Here is a 20,354-nt window from a genome sequence, read left to right on the forward strand (position 1 = left end):
GTTTAAAAATTCGTCTATTGATATTATTTTGTGTTATTCTTTTTAGCTGTTTCAATACTTTTTACAAAGATGGCAACAAGTTGATTGCATTCATCTTTTGCTTTATTAACGATTTGCAAATCGTAAATTTTCTTCCTCTCTATAAGTTTTAAGGAAATAAGAGATTCCCTTAACTCTTTGAGAATAATTTTCATTTTATGAATGAAGTCATTTCTCGACTCTGCGGATTGCGCCTCACCGTAATTCAGCGCCGGTGAGCATCCGGAACGAACAAGTTGACCTGCCAAGTAATTTCCCATTCGTGTGGCTGGTAGTCCCTCAACTATTTCTGATACAACAACAGCAAAGTCAATTAACCTTTCTTCCAGGTCAAATTTGTTTCCATTGGTCATTTGATAGTACTAAACTACTAACTCGCATTTAAAATTCTCACTTCACAAATTTTGAACTTCATCATTCGATATTCGGCATTCAATGTTCGATATTAATATCCTACTTTGCTTCAGATAATAATACTATCTTATCTTCCCCGTCCGTTTCTTTCCAGCTCACTATCACTTTTTGTGACGCGATCGAGTCCACCTCAATCCCTACATAATCTGCCTCTACCGGTATGTGCCTTGAATATCTTCTATCGACCAATGCCAGCAGCTCAATTTTTTCAGGTCTGCCAAAAGCCTGAAGCGCGTCCATCGCTGCGCGGATGGTGCGGCCGGTCCATAGTACATCGTCCATCATAATAACCTTTTTACCTTCTATGATGAAATCTATTTTGGTTTGATTAGGCACCAACTGGTCGCGGCGGCGGAAGTCGTCACGGTAAAAGGTGATATCCAGATCGCCCTGCTGAATGGTTTTTCCGGGCAATATTTTGCGTAGTTCTTCGGCAATGCGTTTTGCCACGTAAATGCCACGCGGCTGTATGCCGATAAGCACCGATTCAGAAAAATCATTATGATTTTCTATCAACTGACGACATAAACGCTGTAATGTGATTTGAAATTTCTGACCGTCGAGCAGTGTTAGATTTTGCATCGTATGGGTGGATTTGGGCAAAGGTAATAATTTTTGGAGATTAGTTAATGTCAGTGATCAGTTAATTGGCGATTAGAGATTAGTGAAGGTTGGGTGAAACACCGTAATTTCCTTTTTCGGACTTCCGGCTTTTTGCTTTTCTATAAATCTCACCCTGAAAGGGTGACTGTTTTTGTATTCACAGGACTTATACTTGTATAAATTTATTCGTAGTAAATCGATGCGAATTCGGGCTTTGCGAATAGAATATTATGACTAATTTAAACGCATATTAACTGACAAGTAACAAACTCAATTTATGAATCTTTTTAACAAAACCTTCCTTGTTGCGGCGCTGGCTTGCAGCAGCGCTATGTATGGCTTTTCGCAGAGCTACCAGGCCCCGGAAAGCCAGCCAACTGACTATCTTACGCCTGCTTTTCACGCCGGCCGCAGACAGGCGTTGCGCGATATGATGCCCGCTAATTCTGTAGCGGTAATATTTGCTTACCCTGAGCGGGTGTTTTCTAAGGATGTGAATTTTGTTTATCATCCTAATCCGGATCTGTATTATTTCTCAGGATATAAAGAGCCTGATGCTGTATTATTGGTGTTTAAAGAAATGCAATCAGATGCGGACGGAAGCTATAACGAATTGATCTTTGTGCGCCATCGCGATCCGGCCCAGGAGTCGTGGACTGGCAGAAGGTTGGGCGTTGAAGGCACAAAAGCCGAGCTTGGATTTAAGCGTGTTTACAACAGCGAAGAGTTTGCTAAATTCCCGATTGATTATAAAAAATTCAAGACTATTATTTATGATGACCTTGATAATGATGACAGCGGCAGCGGAGCAGGCGGTCTTAAAAATTTAATTGCTGTGTTTAAAGAGAAGACAGGGTTAAAATCCGAGGACAAGGGTTTGCAAAATGATCTCAATATTATTAACAACTACGCCACCCCTAAAAACCTCGACAGGATAATAGCTTTTATAAAACCACGTGCTGATAAGGAGTCGTACAAAAACAATGAACTCATCCAGGAGTTGATGAATAAGCCCGATTCGGCAACATTGATGGATGTTAAGGCTAAAATTGCCGCTAATCCTTCAGGCACGGCCCTTTTTGATAAATATACCAACGATCTGAGGGGAACTAAAACGCCTGAAGAGCTTGCATTGGTAAAAAAGGCCGTAGTGATATCAAGCATCGCACATGCTGAGGCTATGCGTGCCGTAAAACCATCAATGTCTGAAAGAGAACTGGAGGGCGTTATGCGCTATGTGCACGATAAATATGGTGCTGAGGAAGAAGGCTATCCGCCAATTGTAGGCGCGGGTGCTAACGGTTGTATCCTCCACTACGAAGAAAATAATGCCACTGAAGTTAAAAACCAACTGGTGTTAATGGATGTAGGCGCCATGTATCACGGCTATTCTGCCGACGTTACCCGTACTTTCCCGGCGAACGGTAAATTCACCGAAGAGCAGAAAGCTATTTATAATGCGGTTTATGATGCCCAGGAAGAGGTTTTTAAACTTTGCAAAGAAGGCGTAAACTACAGCGACCTTGAAACCAAAACCCGCGAAGTTTTGTCGTCGAGGCTTATTGCCCTTGGCCTGATAAAGGACGCCAAGGAAGTAGGTAAATATTATCCTCATGGCGTATCGCACCACATTGGTCTGGATGTACATGATAAAGGTGGTTATGGTGTTCCGTTAAAGGCAGGAATGGTCATTACTGTTGAACCTGGTATTTACATTCCTGCAGGTAGTCCATGCGATAAAAAATGGTGGAATATCGGCGTTCGTATTGAAGATGATGTGCAGATCGGTAAAGATGCTGGTATCTTATTATCAGGCGATGCGCCCCGGAAATGGCAGGATGTAGAAAAGACCGTTGCTGAAAAGAGTATTTTTGATGCGGGAAAATTTCCGGCGTTGAAATAAGTTTTGCTGGCATTATCATTTTGACTTCCGAAGTTATTAAACCTCGGAAGTCTTTTTTTTATCCATTAGTGATTGTCTAAGGCTAATCGCTCAAGTATTTTGATGGCTTTTTCTGCGTCTGATTTCGCCACGAAAATATGATCATGATAATAAGCAGCCACTACATTACAGCTTATCCCCTCGTTGGCCAGGGCATTAGAAAATGCTGCGGTTAATCCTACGGCTTCCAGCGACGAATGAATTGTCAATGTAATCCAGGAGGCGATGTATGAATAAGAGAGCCCCAATTCATCAGCAAATTGTTTATCTATAATAACCGTCCATCCCTCATTTTCTTTAAAAAGGCCAATAATCTTTTCCGGGTTAATGTCTTTTTGTGAAATTGTCGTACAAAAAACATAATCGCCCTCATTAAGCCTGGGGCTCATCGTTTTTAGCAAAGCCATTAAATTCAACTCTCCGCTCATGCATTCTGAATAATTAATACAGGGATTGCTGCTAACACGATAACGATAATAGTAAGTACGATTAAAAGCAGCAATCGGCCCATTTTCGCAGAAATGTGATTACCAGGCAGAGGCTGCCGGATAAAACCAATTAAACCCGCCAGGCTAATTACTGCGCAAAGGATAAGCAGCCCGATCACTATTGCATAGGGTATTATAAAATTGCTGAAGCTTAGGTACAATAAACCTATAGAAATCGATAGGCAGATGACGATTATCAACGGATACAAAAAAGGTCTGACGGGTTTGCCGGGGGTCATACAGCAAATATAATCAATGCTTTAGTCTATATATACTTCGGGGCAAAAAACAAAAAAGCCCCCGATATTACTACCGGGAGCTTATAAGGATTAAATTTATTTAACTTATTCAGCAGCTTCTTCTTCTGAAGCTTTTTTAGCAGTTGTGGCTTTACGTGCTTTGTTTTCAGCACCTTCCATCTGCTCTTTTAACTGGGCTAACACGCTCAAATCGCCTAAAGTTGATTTCTCAACCGAGTCTTTCACTTTCTTCACAGCATTGGTAGCGGCCTTTGCTTCCTTTTTGCGGGATTCAAATTCCTGAACACGCTGCTCGGCACGGGCTTCTTCCCAGATGCGTGAGTGAGAGATAACGATACGCTTGTTCTCTTTGTTAAATTCAATGATCTTGAATTCAGCAACCTCATCGGCTTTCAGGCTCTTGCCATCTTCTTTAACCAGGTGTTTGGTTGGGCAGAAGCCTTCAACGCCATATGGTAAAGCAACAATTGCACCTTTATCGGTAACTTTCAATACGGTACCTTCATGTATCGAGTCGATAGTGAATACTGTTTCGAAAGTATCCCATGGGTTTTCTTCCAATTGTTTGTGGCCCAAGCTTAATTTGCGGTTTTCAACGTCAAGTTCCAGTACAACCACGTCTAATTTTTCACCAACTTTAGTGAATTCGTTAGGATGGTTGATCTTTTTGCTCCACGAAAGGTCGCTGATGTGGATTAAGCCGTCAATGCCGTCTTCCAGTTCAACAAACACGCCAAAATTGGTCATGTTTTTAACGGTAGCTACGTGCTGAGTGCCAATAGCATATTTCTCAGCAGCCTGCTGCCATGGATCAGGAGTTAACTGTTTAATACCCAGGCTCATTTTGCGTTCGTCGCGATCAAGTGTCAACACTTGAGCTTCAACCTCGTCGCCAACTTTCAGGAACTCCTGTGGGTTGCGCAGGTTTTGTGACCAAGACATTTCTGATACGTGGATCAAGCCCTCAACACCAGGGATGATTTCGAGGAATGCACCGTAATCAGCAACTGTAACGATACGGCCTTTAACTTTCGAGCCAACCTGGATGTTTTCGTCAAGCGACTGCCAAGGATGCGGGGTAAGTTGTTTTAAACCAAGAGCTATACGTTTTTTCTCATCATCAAAGTCAAGAACAACAACGTTGATCTTTTGGTCTAATGATAATACTTCACGCGGATGCTCTATGCGGCCCCAGGAAATATCGGTAATGTGCAGTAAGCCGTCAACACCGCCAAGGTCGATGAATACACCGAAGTCAGTAATGTTTTTAACGGTACCTTCCAATACCTGTCCTTTTTCAAGACGGGCAACAATTTCAGTTTTTTGGTTTTCCAAATCGTCCTCGATCAGCACTTTGTGCGATACCACTACGTTCTTAAACTCGTGGTTGATCTTAACAACTTTGAATTCCATGGTTTTGCCCACATATACGTCATAATCGCGGATTGGCTTAATGTCGATCTGTGAACCAGGTAAAAAGGCTTCAACGCCCATTATATCTACAATCAAACCACCTTTAGTTCTGCTCTTAACAAAACCGGTGATGATTTCATCGTTGTCTAATGCAGAATTAATACGTTCCCATGATTTTTGAGTTTTAGCACGTTTGCGTGAAAGCACTAACTGACCGTTAGCATCTTCCTGCGACTCAACGAATACCTCAACTGTGTCACCTACTTTAAGTTCAGGCGTATCACGGAATTCAGATACTGATACCAAGCCATCCGACTTAAAGCCAATGTTTAATACCACATCTTTGTTGTTGATGCTTACAACGGTACCTGTGATAATCTCGCCCTTAGTTATAGAGCTGAATGTACCATCGTACATTTTTTCGAGTTTTTCACGGTCGCTATCGCTGTAATTACCAAATTTTTTATCATCAGCATCCCAGTCGAAATCTGCGGTGTTTGCTGTGATTTTTGATTTGATCTCTTCGATCGAGATTGAATCAGCCTCTGATTCAATTGTTTCTTTTTCCTGAGGAACCTTTACGTCAAGTTCAGCTTCCTTGGCTTTTAATTCTTTTTCTGCTTCTTGTTTTTTTGCCATTAAATAAATTTTCTCCTTTTCCCAATTTGTTAATTGGGACTGCAAAGGTACGGATAATAATTTTATTAAAACAAAGTAATTTAGTGTTAAATGCTGATTTTAAGGCGATTTTATTTGAGAAAGGGATTTTTATGCTGGTGGGGGGCGACTTACTGTAATACCTTTTTAATAGGTGCCAGGTTAACTACTCATAAAGCCAGATAATCTTGTTCTCAGCAGTTTTATTGCTGTACCGTTTTCCCTTGTAATCTAAAAAAGCTTTATTGCCCCGTGTAGATAAAATGCAATCCGGTCGAATAGTGTCTGCGTATGCTTTTTTACTAAAATTGTCCACTGCTATGTATATAGGATTTAAATCCTTACTGAAACAATCTTTAAACAAAGGATATTCCCAATCGTTAGCTTTCAGCATGAGACCAATATTTTTGTAGCCTGAATTTTGCAACCTATTGTTTATCTTATTGTATTCAGGGTATAAAGCCGAATTCACAACGAAATATTTCTTATATCTGTCTTCAAAAAGTAGCGTTCGTGAAAAAGGCCGGTTATCATTGTATAATATAACCAGCAACGCATAAAATAACATTAGCGGAGACAGCCAATAAAACACTCGCCTGAACCATAAATTTATACTCATTGCGTAGCACATTAATGGGACTGCCATCAAAAACAAGGGGATGTGCAGCCTCGAATGCCAGGGCTGCCACTTCAAGTAGATGCAAAAAAATAAAAACTGGACAATCAAAGAAATTGCTATAAAAACAACTGCATAATTGCGTTTGCCTTTAAACAAATGCAGCCCAATTAAAACCAATGCTACCAGCATAAATAAAAAATGAAAGGGATTAGGCGACCCATCTTCACCAGATGTGCCTGTAATGGTGCTGTATTTTACATTGCTGATGTTGGTGGCTGTATCATTAACGTTTATGCCGGCAATTTCATGAAACTTATAAATTATTTTATTTGTAAAAACTGCGGCGGGCTTAACAAATATTATTCCCGTATGCAAGCCCGCATTTTTAATAATGTTTGAAGCCAATAAACCCGCGTTCATCTTTTGATTTGAAAACAATTTTGATTCGGATTTGTCAACGCCAAGAATACTCTGTGTAAGTTTGTAGTTACGTGTAAAATGTCCCGAATTTATACCAATAGCGATGATAATGGCTATCAACGCGTATTTTAAGGGGGAATACTTTTTGGTTTTAAATACCTGTGCAGGAATGATAATACCAAGGAGTAAAAGCATGGGTGAAAGATAGATATATGCAGTTCCTTTGGTAAGTAATGCCAAACCTACGGCAATACCTGCAAATACAAAATATCTTAATTGCGCCTTTTTAATGATTTTTATAACGAAAAAACAAGTTGTTATAATAAAAAAACCTTCTGTAAGATCGTTTTGTGTGCTGCACGATTGAAGGATAACCTCTGGTATAGTTATTCCCAGCACAATTACAATAATTTTATATGGCCTGTTTAACTTTAGTAACTGAATAATAGCTACTAGCGTAACTAATGAGAAAAGCAAAAAGAAAAATTGTGACGTGTTCGAAAAAACATCATTCCGGCAGAGTATGCCAAAGGTCATTATAACATATTCTGCAAATGGCGGCTGGAAGAGTTGCGGGGTGTAATCAGTACGATAATGTACAAGAGACTTATGGCTTACCCAACTGGTAATCCGTGCCATGTGATAGGCCATAGCGTCCCAATTGTTGGGCGGGTATAGTATTGATTGCAAAAAGACTAAAAAAAGAAGGATACCGGAAGCAATTAAAAATGCATTTTCGGTTTTGTTAGTTTGACTTAACTTTAATTTGATGTTAATTTTTGATGTATTTACAAATACTTTTACGCGCTTTTTTTGGATGTACAGATATATTATGAATGAAATAGTAACAAACCACCAGCTAATAAAAAAAAAGTTATAATTAAGCCGGTGCAGTAAACCTGAAAATTCCGTAATGCCAACCAGGATTGCCGAAAACGTCAATACCGAATAAATGATCAATTCTTTTTTGCATGCAGCATGATTGATTCCATGTGAAAGAAAAATGCAGATAAAGCAAATAAGCAGGATAATAATTGCCATATTCAAAAGTATAAAGATAGCTGACAGGCGATTATCAGGTAAGCAATTTTTCTTCGATCTTCTTAAATATTGAAAAGAAGTTATTTAACAATGTTTCACGATAGGCTATTATAACAGCGTTAATGTCCTGTTCCATTTTCAGAGTAAACGGGTCTTGCCAAACGCGCATACAAATGCGTTTCAATGCATAGGTTATCTGCTGTGTCTCGGCATAAGTGTACAGGTAACGGCTGCTTTTAAAGTCTTCAAAAAAGCTGAAAAATCTGGCTGTTTCCTTTAAACCGGCAAAGGTTAAAAACTCGTGTATTACCCCCGGTTCGCAGCCACTCAGGTGATCATAAAAATTATCGGCAGCAACTTTACCGGTAGTTAGCAACAGGTTATCCAGGATGAGTTCAATGGCAATATGTCCTAAAAAAAATGGCTTCACAGGAGAACCTTCGATAGCCGGTCGGAGCGATAACTTTAATCTGTGAGACTGCTCAAGGAAAAAAACGGATGAATGAAAATAACGGTCAACTTCAAGGTGTTTGTTCCAACCGGCTATGATTGAATTGATGCGATTATCGGAATGATGAAGCTTTTCGGGATGAAGGACAATAGCTTTATCTGCATTCTTCAGCAGGTCCGGCAAAACCGTTCCCAATATATGATAACAATCGTTAACGTCCCTGTCAAAATAAAAATGAGATAAAAAATTCATAGGCACGATAGTCAAGTCCGGTTATTTCCCAAAATAATGAATTTATTTTGATTTCACTGATTGGAGAATGGATTGCACCGGTTTGTTAAAATGATTACAGAGAATTAATTTAATTCACCCGGTTGAGAACGTATTTGCCGGGGCTATGGTTTGAAGAAGATGGTTATTAATAGATTAAGTCATTGTCAATTTGAATTGATCCATGAAAACCGGTAAAATAGAATGCTAATAATCGTTGTAGTCATTCTCCAATCGGTGAAATGATTTAATATATTTGTCCCTTTTGAATTGAACACATAATGAACTTTGTAGAAGAATTACGCTGGCGGGGTATGCTGCATGATATAATGCCCGGAACTGAAGAATTACTGAATAAAGGGATGACATCAGGCTATATCGGCTTCGATCCGACTGCCGACTCGCTGCATGTGGGCAGCCTGGCCCAGATTATGACGCTGATACATTTTCAGCGTGCGGGCCATAAGCCTTTTGCATTGGTAGGCGGCGCTACCGGCATGGTGGGCGATCCATCGGGCAAATCGCAGGAACGTAATTTGCTTTCAGAAGATGTGCTACAAAAGAACCTGGCGGGTATAAAAGCGCAGCTCGAAAAATTCCTGGATTTTGACTGTGGTGCAAACAGCGCCCAAATGGTCAATAACTACGATTGGTTCAAAGACTATACCTTCCTCGATTTTATCCGCGATGTTGGAAAGCACATCACCGTAAATTACATGATGGCAAAAGATTCGGTTAAAAAGCGACTGGAAGGCGAAGGAATGTCGTTTACTGAATTTACCTACCAGTTAGTTCAGGGCTATGATTTTTACTACCTGTGGAAGAACAATAATTGCGCCTTGCAAATGGGAGGTTCTGACCAATGGGGCAATATCGTTACCGGTACCGAATTAGTACGGCGTAAAGGAGCGGGCGAGGCCTTTGCGTTAACAACGCAATTAATAAAAAAAGCTGATGGGACAAAATTTGGCAAAACCGAAGGCGGTAATATCTGGCTGGACGCTGAGAAAACATCCCCGTATAAATTTTACCAGTTTTGGTTGAATACAAGTGATGAAGACGCCAAATCATATATCCGGATATTTACCTTGTTCGATGAGGAAACGATAAGATCTATTGAAGCAGAACAGGATGCTGCGCCGCATTTAAGAATGCTGCAAAAGGCCCTGGCAAAAGATATTACCATAAGGGTGCACGGAGATGCCGCTTATGAGAAGGCAATTAAATCTTCCGGGTTCTTTTTTGGAAATACCGATATTGAATTTTTGAATGAGTTGAATAGTAACGAGATACTTGCCTTGTTTGACGGTGTGCCCAATTATACCATAAACGCGGCGGACCTACAGCAAGGTATCAATGTTATTGACCTCCTTGCTGCCCATACCAGTATTTTCCCGTCGAAAAGCGAAGCAAAGAAAACTATAGCTGGCGGAGGGGTATCCATTAACAGGAATAAAATAGCGGTTGAGGACGTAATAAGCCCCGCTGTACTCATTAATGGCAAATTTATTTTAGCCCAAAAGGGTAAGAAAAATTATTTCTTGATTATTGCCGAATAATTTGAAATTACGACAAATGGTAATTATATTTGTCATTATGTCGTATAAGGCAAAAAAGCAGGAAGGCAAGCCAAATATTCTAAATGAGCCAATGGTAGCTTATGTTACCAGCGGCATAGGTAATCCATTTTATAGCTTGTTGGGCGGTTCGGGTTCCTATAAATTTAGTAATGAGTTTGATGTTATCAACCTGGCCCGCAAGGGTTTTTCAAAAAGTGCGTTGCTTGCGCTTGGTAAAAAAATATCGCTTACCCTACAGGAGCTAGCTCATATCCTACATATCAGTGAACGCACTTTGCAACGTTACGATGATAATGAAATCATAAAAACTGAATACGCTGAAAAAGCTGTAGAGTTAGCTCGTCTGTATACCCGTGGCGAAGAGGTTTTTGGCTCTATCGAAAAATTTAAGCTCTGGATGAAAACTCCCGGCTTAATTTTTAATGGCGAGGCCCCGGTTTCCATGCTTGATACCTCCGCCGGCTTCGATATGGTATTTCGTGAGTTGGGCCGCATCGAGCACGGCATTTTCGCTTAATCTTTCATGATACTTTACCGAATTGCACGATGTCAGTATGTTAACGACCTCAGCGGAACCGGCGCCCGTTTATATGGCGGGCGGTGGAGCAGTATAGGTAAGCCGGTAGTATACCTGGCTTCATCGTCATCACTGGCAGTCCTCGAGGTGCTGGTACACTTGCAGCCCTTGTTAATTCCGGATGGTTATTGCCGGATGGAAATGAAAGTGCCTGACGATAAAATTCTATCTGTAAAAACTGATGAACTTCCTGATAATTGGCGGGACATTTCGCCCCCACAAACTTTAACGCGCTTTGGGGACCGCTTTATTAAGGAAGGGAAATATTTATTGCTGAAGGTACCGTCTTCTATCGTACCGAGTGAGTATAACTACCTGTTAAATCCTGCTCATCCGGAGATGAACAAGGTTAAATTACTAACCAGGGAACCCTTTGATTTTGATAGCAGGTTGGTTTAGTCATTTTAGTTTAACTCCATTTGGTCAACCCGAGCGTCATGTGGGGCGAATGCCGGCAGAAAAAATAAAGCAGGGACGGAGCACATGTATGTTTCAATAAGTCTCTGGCAATATTTTGCTCCCAGCAGAGGTGTAACATACCCATAGGTAGAATATACCTACCTACAAATCACTTAATAAATCCAGTTTTTTCTGGTTGTATTCTTCCTGCGAAATAAGACCGTTTTCAAATAACATTCTTAGCTTTTTAAGCTTTTCTGTCAATTCATCCGGCTTTTGCGCCTCGGGTGCAGAAACCGGCGCAGGTGTTGCAGTAGCAACTACTTCTGGTAGTTGTATAACCTCGGGCTGATGCGGTGGAGTGACAGGTTGCTGGAACGCTGGCGCAGTATGCTCAAAATGCATAGCCCCCGACTCTGCACGCTTGTCTTCCAAATCGCGCTGACGGCGGGCGTCGCGTTCAATTTCTTTACGCTCCTGGGCATATTGATAAAGTTTACGGGCCTGTACCTTGGGCAGGTAATCTACACCCATTTCGGCGCCTGCGGTCGTTTTAACGCTAAATATCGCGCCGATAATCTCTTCCCTGGTGTAAACATCAGCAATATCTTTCCAAACGAAATCAACAAATTTTATAGACAGACCAAGGTTTGCCGGGGTGAAGAACAGTACACGCTTGTTAGTAAGCGCTATACAATCAGGAAACAAGTTTACGATAGGCTTTTTTTGAACTGCAATGTACAGTATTTCCTCGCCTGTGCTTAATAGGTCGTTAAGGCGCAGGTATATTTTTTCGACAGCTTTGGGGTCTTGTTCGTCGTTCAAAAACTTTTCTATCATAACGATCTAAATTTAGCAGGTGCAAAAATAACAATATTATGTTAGTAGCAAGTTAAGTTTTACGCAATCAGTAAATTGCAGCCTCGTATGTCAGAATTATCAAACCGGCCAAGTACCTCAAATGAGCCGTCGTCGTAAATTTTTCCTAAATCTTGTGTGGCTATAAATGAGCAGGAATTGATATTAGCGAGATCGATTACATTAATGCCGCCGGTTTTATTGTTTTCAAGAATATCAAGCGGGTCATTGGTATCCCGTGTGAGTATCTTCATCCATGGCGGGCAGTAAAAAACACCTTCTCCTTTGGAATAGGCCTGGGATAATAATTCCGTCATCCCGTATTCGGAATGAATAGCTTTAACGCCGAAGCCTTCACACAATTGCTGATGCAGTTCTTCCCGGATCATTTCTTTCCGGCGCCCTTTCATTCCTCCGGTTTCCATCACTATTAGTTCAGGAAATTCTATTTGATACTGCTCCACAAAATCAAGCAATGCAAACGTTACACCAATAAGCAGGGTAGGTTTTTGAGCATCCTTTTGTTTTTTGAGCTGATTGTACAGTTCCTGGTGATTGTAAAGATAGAAGCCGCTGTCGGGGTTTCCTGATTGTTTGATCAGGTCATCAGCCATATAAATAAGGGATGATCCTTCGCGCTCTAAATAGGAGGGAAGCAAAGCCAGGACTACATAGCCGGCGACATCGCCATAGAATAATTTAAATGCATTTCGAAAGCTTTGCGTGTACCAGCTCGCGTCTGTCACCAGGTGCCTGCTGGTTATCATTCCTGTTGTGCCGGAACTACTAAAGATCACTTCGGTGGCGGCATCATTACTAACCACTTCCTGGGATTTGAAGAATTCAATAGGCAAAAATGGTATTTGATCGATGCGCTGAACTGCTGCTGTGTCAATATTTAAACCGGATATAAATTCGCTGTAAACTTTGCAGTTCCGGGCCTGGTAGTTAAAAACTTGCAAAGCGGTCTGGATAAACTTTTGTTCATTACTAATGCCGAATACTTGCGCTTTATTCATCGCAGCAAAGATACAGATTTGTATGACGCCTGCCTTCGGAGAAAGACCTGCAATTGCACTAAAGGATAAGCTATGATTTTAAATAAATGGATGATCATGGCGCCGTATAACGCCTGTTGTTTGTTTTAAAGCATAATATTCATTAGGTTTAATTCATCCAAACCCGTATTAACCGTTAAACACAATGAAGTTTAAAACCATTGGCTGCCTGCTGTATTTTTTATTATCCACCTTTACCCTTTCAGCTCAGCAAATCGATATTCCTGTAAAAATTGAACAACATACTTTCAATCCGGCCACCCTGATATGGATGGATAAGCCGGCGGCAAAGTGGAACGATGCCATACCCGTAGGTAACGGTCGGTTAGGAGGAATGATTTTTGGCGGCGTTAACGAGGAACACATACAGCTTAACGAGGACACGTATTGGACAGGCGGCCCCTACTCTTCGGTTGTTAAAGGTGGCTACAAATATTTAAATGAAGTACGCGACCTGGTATTTAAAGGCCAATTTATAGAAGCGCAAACGCTTTTTGGGCGAAAATTGATGGGTTACCCGGTTGAACAGCAGAAGTACCAGTCGCTGGCAGACTTAATGCTCTTTTTTCCTCAGCAGAAAAATATAACCGGTTATAAACGCTGGCTGGATATGGAAACAGGCATAGCCGGAGTGGAATACAGCAGCAATGGCGTTACTTATCGCCGTGAGATGTTTTCATCCGCGCCCGACCAGGTTATCGCCATCAGGTTGACCGCCAGCAAACCCGGCAGCATTTCATTTACGGCCAATTTGCGTGGAGTACGCAACCAGCAGCATTCAGATTATGGAACAGATTATTTCCACATGGATGGACTGGGGACGGATGGTTTGCAGCTCACCGGGAAATCTGCGGACTATCTGGGTGTTGAAGGAAAACTGAGATATGATGCCCGGCTGAAGGCTTTCCCCGAAGGCGGTACGATAAAAGTTACTGATGCCAATCTCATGGTAACCAATGCCGATGCCGTTACCTTGTATTTTACCGCCGCTACCAATTTTGTGAATTATAAAGATGTGAGCGCCAATGAGCATGATAGAACAAATAACTATTTAAGAGCGGTCGGGTCTAAAGATTATGGTTCGGTAAAAGCTGCCCACATTACCGATTATCAAAAACTGTTTAACCGTGTTAGCCTGAAATTGCCGGCTACGGCCAACTCATGGCTGCCAACCAGTGAGCGCCTGGAAAACGCCGTAAAATCTCCTGATCCGCAGCTGGCAGCGCTGGCTTATCAATTCGGCAGGTATGTGTTAATTTCATCTTCCCGGCCAGGAACGCAGGCAGCTAATTTACAGGGTATCTGGAATTATGAACAGAACCCGCCATGGGATTCCAAATACACCACCAACATCAATCTGCAAATGAATTACTGGCCGGTGGAGTCGGCAAACCTGGCTGAATGTGCCGGGCCGTTTATCCAACTAATGAAAAACATAACAGACCAGGGTGCACAAGTTGCTAAAGAAAATTATAACTGTGGCGGCTGGGTGCTGCATCAAAATACCGATCTCTGGATGGTTGCCGCGCCAATGGACGGCCCAACCTGGGGCACTTTCACCACCGGGGGCGCCTGGCTGTGCGACGAGCTTTGGGACCATTACCAATTTACCGGCGATAAAAAATATCTTGAAGAGATCTACCCCGTTATTAAAGGCTCGGTTGATTTCTTTATGGATTACCTGGCGCCGTACCCAGAGAAAAAATGGCTGGTAACCAACCCATCCTCGTCTCCCGAAAACTTTACCGGCAATCCCGGCAACGGACCTTACTTTGATGAAACCACGGGTAGTGTGCTTCCCGGTACTACAATCTGTGCGGGTTCATCTATCGATATGCAGATCATCAGTGATCTATTCACCAATTATATGCAAGCCTCGGCTCTGCTTGGCAAGGATGAAAAATATGCTGCCAAAGTTGGTGAAACGAAGGCCAGGCTTCGTCCGCAATTAATTGGCAAAGATGGCAGCCTGCAGGAATGGACAGAAGACTGGCCTCAACTGGAGAAGGAGCATCGTCATTCATCCCCCATGTATGGGTTATATCCCGGCAATGTTTTTTCAGTAAAAAATACACCAAGCTTTATTGAACCCATAAAAATCATGCTGAACAGGCGTGGCGATGGCAGCAGCGGCTGGTCGAGGGCGTGGAAAACGGCTTTGTGGGCAAGACTGCGCGAAGGCGACCACGCTAACGCTATTCTTAAAGGCTATTTTAAGGAGCAGGCATTTCCACAACTGTTCGCTAAAGGAGGAAGCGTAATGCAGATTGACGGCACCATGGGAATGACGGCGGCTATCAGCGAAATGCTGGTTCAATCAAATAATGGATTTATTGACCTGCTGCCTGCGTTGCCACATGACTGGACCGACGGCGAATTTAAAGGCGTTTGCACGGTCGGCGCTTTTGTAGCTGATTTAAAATGGAGCAAAAACAAGCTGGTTTCTGCTAAGATATTGTCCAAACAGGGTAACGTTTGTAAAGTAACCGCCGGATGCAAATTGATCGTCACCCAGAACGGTAAAAAGATAAAGACAGAATTAACGAAAGACGGCTTGGTCCAGTTTGCGACGACGAAAGGGAGTGTTTATGAGTTGGTTACAATTGTCAAATAATTATGATTGCGGGCAATGAAGCAACCTCGTCGCTATACATACTTCCAAATGAATAGTCAGTTATGATGTAAATCGACGAGGTTGCCGCGCTCGTTCCTTACCCGCAATGTCAAAGTTTTATGTAACGGCTTTGAATCTGGCAATCTCAAAAATGTACAAGTCTTAGTTTTAGTACCGCTCATCCACATTTTTTATAAACTTAGTCACCCCGGCCATAAACACTTTCTGGTCATCCCACATGGATAGATGACTTCCATTAGGGCAATAAAGGTATTCGCCTTTAGGGAATTGTTTGCTCATCCACTCCATATACTTCGGATCCATGGTATCATATTTAGCACCCTCAACAAGTGTTGGAACCTTTATATCTTTAAGTTGCTTACTTACATCCCAGCTAATCAGCCTGCCGCCGGTTTTAAATTCACTTGGCCCTTGCATCATTACATAAATCTGGTCGTTTACATGCTTAAACGAACGTAATACAGGATCGGGCCATTCAGCAAGACGGCACAAGTGCTGACGGTAATATTCGTTAAATACCAGGGCCTGGTAAACCGAATCTTTATACAAACCCTTATTTTCATAACTGGTGAGCGAGTCAACCAACGATTTACGCATCTGGCTGCGCAATGTGCCGTTATATTTTTCATAAGCAGGCATGCTGGCCATCATATTGCAGATGATCAATCCCTTCAGGTTCTTTTGATATTTTAATGCATACTGCATCGCAAGGATGCCTCCCCAGGAATTACCGAGCAGGTAAAAATTCGTACTGTCCATATTCAAGGCCTTACGTACTTGTTCTACTTCTTCAACAAAACGCGGCGTAGTCCACAGGCTGCTGTCGCGCGGCTGATCGCTGTAATAAGAACCAAGCTGATCATATTCAACCATTTCGAAACCCTCTTTTGGAAAAAAGCTTTCAAAGCATTCCATGTACTCGTGCGTCATAGCCGGGCCGCCATGAAGCAACAGCACTTTTATGCGGGGGTTATTGCCAAAACGCTTGGTCCATACTTTAAACTTTCCAACGGGTGTTTGAATAGAAATCATTTTAATACCAGCAACCTGTACACCGGAATCAACAGGCGCATAGTACTGTGATAAGCTGACCTTATTAGTCCGCGAGCAGGAAACCAGAACTGCGGACAGAACGGCGAGGGCAAACAAAAGCTTTTTCATTACGGATGAATTGTGAAGTTTAAATATACAGAAATTTTGCCTGCCAAATAGCGGCATCTATTTGTAACCCTGAGCAATGTAAAGCTAAGTTGTAACTAATCAGAATTCAGGCATGCTGGTATGTAAACACGCTTACATCAATTCCTGATCTTTTTTCTCGTGATAAGTTTTATAGGCGAGATAATAAAAGCCGGCCGCCATAATAAAATTTAATATAATGCGGCCATAAGTAACACCAGTATCCGTTGCGATTAATTGATATATGGCCAGGCCAAAGGCAAGCGTGGCTGCAATAATGTAAAGTATGAGGAATTTAGGGTTCATTAGCCGGTGCTTTACCTGATAAAACGGGCCCGAACCTATTATGTTTGAGCCCTGATTATAAAGGTCGGCAAATAAAAACAGCTTTCAAATAACAATTTTGCCTGTTATTTGAAAGCTGACCGCGCCCTTCTTCACATAAGTCTGCACAATCCCTCCCTGGGCTGCAGTTTTTATCTTGCCGGCTGGTTTTCCGGCGGACAAGTTCTGTAAGCGAGGTAAAAGAAAACCATGTCAGGTATGGCAATCAGCAAAACCCGGCCAGGATTAATATCACGATAGCCGATGAACGAATCAAGCGCCAGGTAAGCCAGGCCGGCAAAGGCGATCATCAAATACAGCGTAAAATATTTTGCATTCATAACAGTAAATATTAAAAGTCGTTTAATATCAATCTTTTACGGCGATGAGAAAAAAAGGTTAGGGGAAGAAAATGTTCATTATTAACAAGTTATTAACATTCTTACCGTGCCTCTGCTATCAATACAAAAAACGGGCATTAATAAACATATCATTATATATTCATTAATGTCCCGTGCTATATATGTTTAAAACGCGGACTAACTAATATGACTTGACCTTACTGGTTTTAACACTTGCTTCCTGCTCAACAGGATAGGTTTTGTAGGCGAGGAAAAACACGACCAGATCCGGCAAGGCAACTAACAGGGCCCTCAGCGGGTTAATTTCCGGAAGGGTTATTATGGTATCGTAAATAAGGAAAAAAAGTCCGGCGAAGCCAACCAACAAATAAAGCATGCGATATTTAGGATTCATGACATTGGTTGATTTGTTTTAAAAAATCATTGCTGTTTTACGTAAGCCGCTGCGGAAGGTTATTGTTAAACTGATTGGATTCAAAATCGCAGTTATATAATTAATTGACCTTCAGTTCACTATAAATATACGCAACTTACTTTGTAAAGCAACAGGCAATAGCCTTATTTTTTTAATTCATATTTTGGCGGTACAACCGGCAACTTCTTAAACACAGCTGCTGCTAATGGAGGTATGGTGATTCTGATAGAGTTGTCGCGCCCATGCCAGTTAACCGCTTCTGTAGTAAACTGACCTTCGTTTTCAACGCCGCTGCCCCAGTACGCTTTCGCGTCTGAGTTAAATATCTCTGTCCATTTACCCTTTGATGGCACCCCGATCCTAAAGCCATGGTGCGTAATCGGCGTCATATTTAATACCACAACCAAATCGTTGGCTGCATCGTGGCCTTTTCGGTTATATATCAATATCGAATCGTTCGCGTTACCGCCATCAACCCACTCAAAGGAACTCCAGTCAAATCCCTTTTCATATAAAGCAGGCTCGTCCCGATAAAGACGGTTCAGGGCTTTTACCGCTTCTTTTATGCCCTGGTGGTTCGGATATTCCAACAGGTACCAATCCAATGATTGCTGGAAGTTCCATTCCGTTCCCTGCCCAAATTCCGACCCCATAAATAACAGCTTTGTGCCCGGATGGGTAAACATATAGCTATACAGCAACCGCAGATTGGCAAATTGCTGCCACTCATCTCCCGGCATTTTACGCAGCATCGAACCTTTACCGTAAACTACTTCGTCGTGCGAGAAAGGCAGCATAAAGTTTTCGGTAAACGCGTAAATCAGGCTAAATGTAATTTGATTATGATGATATTTACGATAGATAGGATCTTGCTGAAAATACTTAATTGAATCATGCATCCAACCCATCATCCACTTCATGCCAAAGCCCAGCCCGCCGGCGTAAACCGGGCGGCTAACGCCGGTAAATGAAGTCGACTCCTCGGCGATAGTCTGAACATCCGGGAACATATGGTAAACCGCTTCGTTAAATTCTTTCAGGAATGATATTGCCTCCAGGTTTTCGTTACCGCCATACATATTCGGTTCCCATTCGCCGTGATTACGCGAATAGTCCAGGTAAAGCATAGATGCCACGGCGTCAACGCGCAGGCCGTCTGCATGGTACCTGTCGAGCCAGAATATAGCATTACTTATTAAAAACGCACGGACCTCGTTGCGCCCATAATTGAATATGAACGATTTCCAGTCAGGGTGAAAGCCTTTGCGCGGGTCAGCGTGTTCGTAAAGATGCGTGCCATCAAACTTATAAAGGGCATGTATATCTCCCGGAAAATGCGAAGGTACCCAATCCAGTATTACACCAATTCCGGCTTCGTGCAGCTGTTCAACCAGGTACATCAGCTGCTGGGGTGTGCCGTATCGCGATGATGCGGCATAAAAACCGGTAATCTGATAACCCCAGCTTGGATAGTAGGGGTGCTCCATTATGGGCATAAACTCCACATGCGTAAAGCCCATTTCTTTAATATACGGTACCAGTTTGCCGGCAAGCTGGTCGTAGGTTAAAAACTCATCCGGGCTTTCCCAACTGCGCGCCCAGGAGCCTATGTGCATTTCGTAAACTGAAAATGGCTTATTCAGGCTGTTGTGATCTTTACGGTTGGCCATCCATCCGATATCTTTCCACTCGTAATACGTATCCGCGACAATGGACGCAGTTCTGGGGGCAACCTCCCAGCGCAGCGCAAATGGGTCGCTTTTTTCCAGATCTTCCCCTGTAGACGATGTTATATAATATTTATAGGTTTCTCCAACGCCTATATTTGGAATAAATCCTTCCCAAATACCCGAACCATCCCAACGCACATATAAAGCGTGAGAGCCACCGTTCCAGCCGTTAAAATTGCCGATAACAGAAACATACTGCGCGTTGGGCGCCCATACTGCAAAATAAGTTCCAATCACCCCATTGTGTTCTACCACATGAGACCCGAACTTTTCGTAAAGCTTGTAATGCTTGCCAGATTTAAATAAACCAATATCAAAATCGGTAAAACGGCTGTAAACTTCAACCGGCTTCAGAGTAGTTTGCTCAACGCCTGCAACTGCTTTAGTTTTTGCTGCTGCCTTCTGTTTTGCCGGAGCTTTTGGCTTCGCTTCGGTATTAGGTTTTGCGGTAGCATTAGCTTGAGGAATTGCTGCTGCTGTTTCCTTTTTAGCCTTAGTATTCGCGGCTTTTGGTGCAGCCGCCTTTTTTGCGGCAGGTTTAGCTGCAGATGTTACTGGTTCTGTGGTACTGTGTTTTTTTGCCATAGTGCGGAAAAGGCCATAACAGCCGTTGAGTGGTA

18 protein-coding genes are annotated in these 20,354 nt (G+C 42.3%); 5 read left to right on the forward strand and 13 right to left on the reverse strand.

The window, feature by feature from the left end; genetic code table 11:
* Positions 1-23 precede the first annotated feature (23 nt).
* Both Q3W13_RS06480 and pyrR read right to left on the reverse strand, forming a co-directional pair.
* Positions 24-392 (reverse strand): four helix bundle protein, encoded by a 369-nt coding sequence (locus Q3W13_RS06480; RefSeq protein ID WP_302862276.1) that lies wholly within the window; start codon positions 390-392, stop codon positions 24-26.
* 100 nt (positions 393-492) lie between these two features.
* Entirely contained in the window at positions 493-1,035 is a 543-nt protein-coding gene (pyrR, locus tag Q3W13_RS06485; protein WP_302862277.1) for a bifunctional pyr operon transcriptional regulator/uracil phosphoribosyltransferase PyrR, read from the reverse strand.
* Positions 1,036-1,333: 298 nt separating this feature from the next.
* On the opposite strand from pyrR, the gene Q3W13_RS06490 reads away from it, so the two are divergent.
* On the forward strand, positions 1,334-2,959 hold the full coding sequence (locus tag Q3W13_RS06490) for an aminopeptidase P family protein (RefSeq protein ID WP_302862279.1): 1,626 nt from the start codon (positions 1,334-1,336) through the stop codon (positions 2,957-2,959).
* A 65-nt stretch (positions 2,960-3,024) separates the two neighbouring features.
* Here the strand turns inward: Q3W13_RS06490 and Q3W13_RS06495 are convergent, their stop codons facing one another.
* The 4 genes from Q3W13_RS06495 to Q3W13_RS06510 all read right to left on the reverse strand — a co-directional run bounded on the left by Q3W13_RS06495 (position 3,025) and on the right by Q3W13_RS06510 (position 8,599).
* Positions 3,025-3,426 (reverse strand): ACT domain-containing protein, encoded by a 402-nt coding sequence (locus Q3W13_RS06495; protein WP_302862282.1) that lies wholly within the window; start codon positions 3,424-3,426, stop codon positions 3,025-3,027.
* A 404-nt stretch (positions 3,427-3,830) separates the two neighbouring features.
* On the reverse strand, positions 3,831-5,798 hold the full coding sequence (gene rpsA / locus Q3W13_RS06500; protein WP_302862283.1) for a 30S ribosomal protein S1: 1,968 nt from the start codon (positions 5,796-5,798) through the stop codon (positions 3,831-3,833).
* 184 nt (positions 5,799-5,982) lie between these two features.
* Positions 5,983-7,896 (reverse strand): glycosyltransferase family 39 protein, encoded by a 1,914-nt coding sequence (locus Q3W13_RS06505; RefSeq protein ID WP_302862284.1) that lies wholly within the window; start codon positions 7,894-7,896, stop codon positions 5,983-5,985.
* Between the two features lie 34 nt (positions 7,897-7,930).
* Positions 7,931-8,599, reverse strand: a complete 669-nt coding sequence (locus tag Q3W13_RS06510; RefSeq protein WP_302862285.1) for a hypothetical protein — start codon at positions 8,597-8,599, stop codon at positions 7,931-7,933.
* 299 nt (positions 8,600-8,898) lie between these two features.
* Between Q3W13_RS06510 and tyrS the strand changes: the two genes are divergently transcribed.
* Genes tyrS through Q3W13_RS06525 form a run of 3 tightly spaced genes read left to right on the forward strand, consistent with a single transcriptional unit; the run spans position 8,899 to position 11,173 of the window.
* Positions 8,899-10,176, forward strand: coding sequence for a tyrosine--tRNA ligase (gene tyrS, locus Q3W13_RS06515; RefSeq protein ID WP_302862287.1), 1,278 nt, complete (start codon positions 8,899-8,901; stop codon positions 10,174-10,176).
* A gap of 37 nt (positions 10,177-10,213) precedes the next feature.
* Positions 10,214-10,714, forward strand: coding sequence for an antitoxin Xre/MbcA/ParS toxin-binding domain-containing protein (locus tag Q3W13_RS06520; RefSeq protein ID WP_302862288.1), 501 nt, complete (start codon positions 10,214-10,216; stop codon positions 10,712-10,714).
* Positions 10,715-10,720: 6 nt separating this feature from the next.
* Positions 10,721-11,173 carry an RES family NAD+ phosphorylase gene (locus Q3W13_RS06525; protein ID WP_302862290.1) on the forward strand — a complete coding sequence of 151 codons (453 nt, stop codon included), beginning with the start codon at positions 10,721-10,723 and terminating at the stop codon, positions 11,171-11,173.
* Positions 11,174-11,335: 162 nt separating this feature from the next.
* On the opposite strand, the gene Q3W13_RS06530 is transcribed toward Q3W13_RS06525, so the two are convergent.
* Both Q3W13_RS06530 and Q3W13_RS06535 read right to left on the reverse strand, forming a co-directional pair.
* Complete coding sequence (locus Q3W13_RS06530; protein ID WP_302862291.1) at positions 11,336-12,013, reverse strand: PH domain-containing protein; 678 nt, start codon at positions 12,011-12,013, stop codon at positions 11,336-11,338.
* A gap of 59 nt (positions 12,014-12,072) precedes the next feature.
* The gene (locus Q3W13_RS06535) at positions 12,073-13,050 is read right to left on the reverse strand and encodes an acyl transferase (protein ID WP_302862292.1); all 978 of its coding nucleotides are present in this window, start codon (positions 13,048-13,050) and stop codon (positions 12,073-12,075) included.
* Between the two features lie 184 nt (positions 13,051-13,234).
* Here Q3W13_RS06535 and Q3W13_RS06540 point away from each other — a divergent pair, with 184 nt between their 5' ends.
* The gene (locus Q3W13_RS06540) at positions 13,235-15,703 is read left to right on the forward strand and encodes a glycoside hydrolase N-terminal domain-containing protein (RefSeq protein ID WP_302862293.1); all 2,469 of its coding nucleotides are present in this window, start codon (positions 13,235-13,237) and stop codon (positions 15,701-15,703) included.
* Positions 15,704-15,871: 168 nt separating this feature from the next.
* Here Q3W13_RS06540 and Q3W13_RS06545 read toward each other — a convergent pair whose 3' ends face one another.
* From Q3W13_RS06545 to glgB, 5 genes are all read right to left on the reverse strand, one after another.
* Positions 15,872-16,885: a proline iminopeptidase-family hydrolase gene (locus tag Q3W13_RS06545; protein ID WP_302862295.1), complete on the reverse strand. Its 1,014-nt coding sequence runs from the start codon at positions 16,883-16,885 to the stop codon at positions 15,872-15,874.
* 132 nt (positions 16,886-17,017) lie between these two features.
* Positions 17,018-17,209, reverse strand: coding sequence for a hypothetical protein (locus tag Q3W13_RS06550; RefSeq protein WP_302862296.1), 192 nt, complete (start codon positions 17,207-17,209; stop codon positions 17,018-17,020).
* A gap of 170 nt (positions 17,210-17,379) precedes the next feature.
* Positions 17,380-17,568, reverse strand: a complete 189-nt coding sequence (locus Q3W13_RS06555) for a hypothetical protein (protein WP_302862297.1) — start codon at positions 17,566-17,568, stop codon at positions 17,380-17,382.
* Between the two features lie 202 nt (positions 17,569-17,770).
* A complete protein-coding gene (locus tag Q3W13_RS06560; protein ID WP_302862298.1) occupies positions 17,771-17,983 on the reverse strand; it encodes a hypothetical protein in 213 nt (70 codons plus the stop codon).
* 164 nt (positions 17,984-18,147) lie between these two features.
* Complete coding sequence (glgB, locus tag Q3W13_RS06565) at positions 18,148-20,319, reverse strand: 1,4-alpha-glucan branching protein GlgB (protein WP_302862300.1); 2,172 nt, start codon at positions 20,317-20,319, stop codon at positions 18,148-18,150.
* Between the last annotated feature and the right edge of the window lie 35 nt (positions 20,320-20,354).

It is taken from the genome of Mucilaginibacter sp. L3T2-6, from assembly GCF_030519355.1.
Taxonomy (GTDB): Bacteria; Bacteroidota; Bacteroidia; order Sphingobacteriales; family Sphingobacteriaceae; genus Mucilaginibacter.

Excerpts from the sequence above, each read along its gene's own strand:
- Q3W13_RS06480 (WP_302862276.1), bottom strand. The coding sequence starts at position 392 with ATGACCAATGGAAACAAATTTGACCTGGAAGAAAGGTTAATTGACTTT.
- pyrR (WP_302862277.1), bottom strand. The coding sequence starts at position 1,035 with ATGCAAAATCTAACACTGCTCGACGGTCAGAAATTTCAAATCACATTA.
- Q3W13_RS06490 (WP_302862279.1), top strand. The coding sequence starts at position 1,334 with ATGAATCTTTTTAACAAAACCTTCCTTGTTGCGGCGCTGGCTTGCAGC.
- Q3W13_RS06495 (WP_302862282.1), bottom strand. The coding sequence starts at position 3,426 with ATGAGCGGAGAGTTGAATTTAATGGCTTTGCTAAAAACGATGAGCCCC.
- rpsA (WP_302862283.1), bottom strand. The coding sequence starts at position 5,798 with ATGGCAAAAAAACAAGAAGCAGAAAAAGAATTAAAAGCCAAGGAAGCT.
- Q3W13_RS06505 (WP_302862284.1), bottom strand. The coding sequence starts at position 7,896 with ATGGCAATTATTATCCTGCTTATTTGCTTTATCTGCATTTTTCTTTCA.
- Q3W13_RS06510 (WP_302862285.1), bottom strand. The coding sequence starts at position 8,599 with ATGAATTTTTTATCTCATTTTTATTTTGACAGGGACGTTAACGATTGT.
- tyrS (WP_302862287.1), top strand. The coding sequence starts at position 8,899 with ATGAACTTTGTAGAAGAATTACGCTGGCGGGGTATGCTGCATGATATA.
- Q3W13_RS06520 (WP_302862288.1), top strand. The coding sequence starts at position 10,214 with ATGTCGTATAAGGCAAAAAAGCAGGAAGGCAAGCCAAATATTCTAAAT.
- Q3W13_RS06525 (WP_302862290.1), top strand. The coding sequence starts at position 10,721 with ATGATACTTTACCGAATTGCACGATGTCAGTATGTTAACGACCTCAGC.
- Q3W13_RS06530 (WP_302862291.1), bottom strand. The coding sequence starts at position 12,013 with ATGATAGAAAAGTTTTTGAACGACGAACAAGACCCCAAAGCTGTCGAA.
- Q3W13_RS06535 (WP_302862292.1), bottom strand. The coding sequence starts at position 13,050 with ATGAATAAAGCGCAAGTATTCGGCATTAGTAATGAACAAAAGTTTATC.
- Q3W13_RS06540 (WP_302862293.1), top strand. The coding sequence starts at position 13,235 with ATGAAGTTTAAAACCATTGGCTGCCTGCTGTATTTTTTATTATCCACC.
- Q3W13_RS06545 (WP_302862295.1), bottom strand. The coding sequence starts at position 16,885 with ATGAAAAAGCTTTTGTTTGCCCTCGCCGTTCTGTCCGCAGTTCTGGTT.
- Q3W13_RS06550 (WP_302862296.1), bottom strand. The coding sequence starts at position 17,209 with ATGAACCCTAAATTCCTCATACTTTACATTATTGCAGCCACGCTTGCC.
- Q3W13_RS06555 (WP_302862297.1), bottom strand. The coding sequence starts at position 17,568 with ATGAATGCAAAATATTTTACGCTGTATTTGATGATCGCCTTTGCCGGC.
- Q3W13_RS06560 (WP_302862298.1), bottom strand. The coding sequence starts at position 17,983 with ATGAATCCTAAATATCGCATGCTTTATTTGTTGGTTGGCTTCGCCGGA.
- glgB (WP_302862300.1), bottom strand. The coding sequence starts at position 20,319 with ATGGCAAAAAAACACAGTACCACAGAACCAGTAACATCTGCAGCTAAA.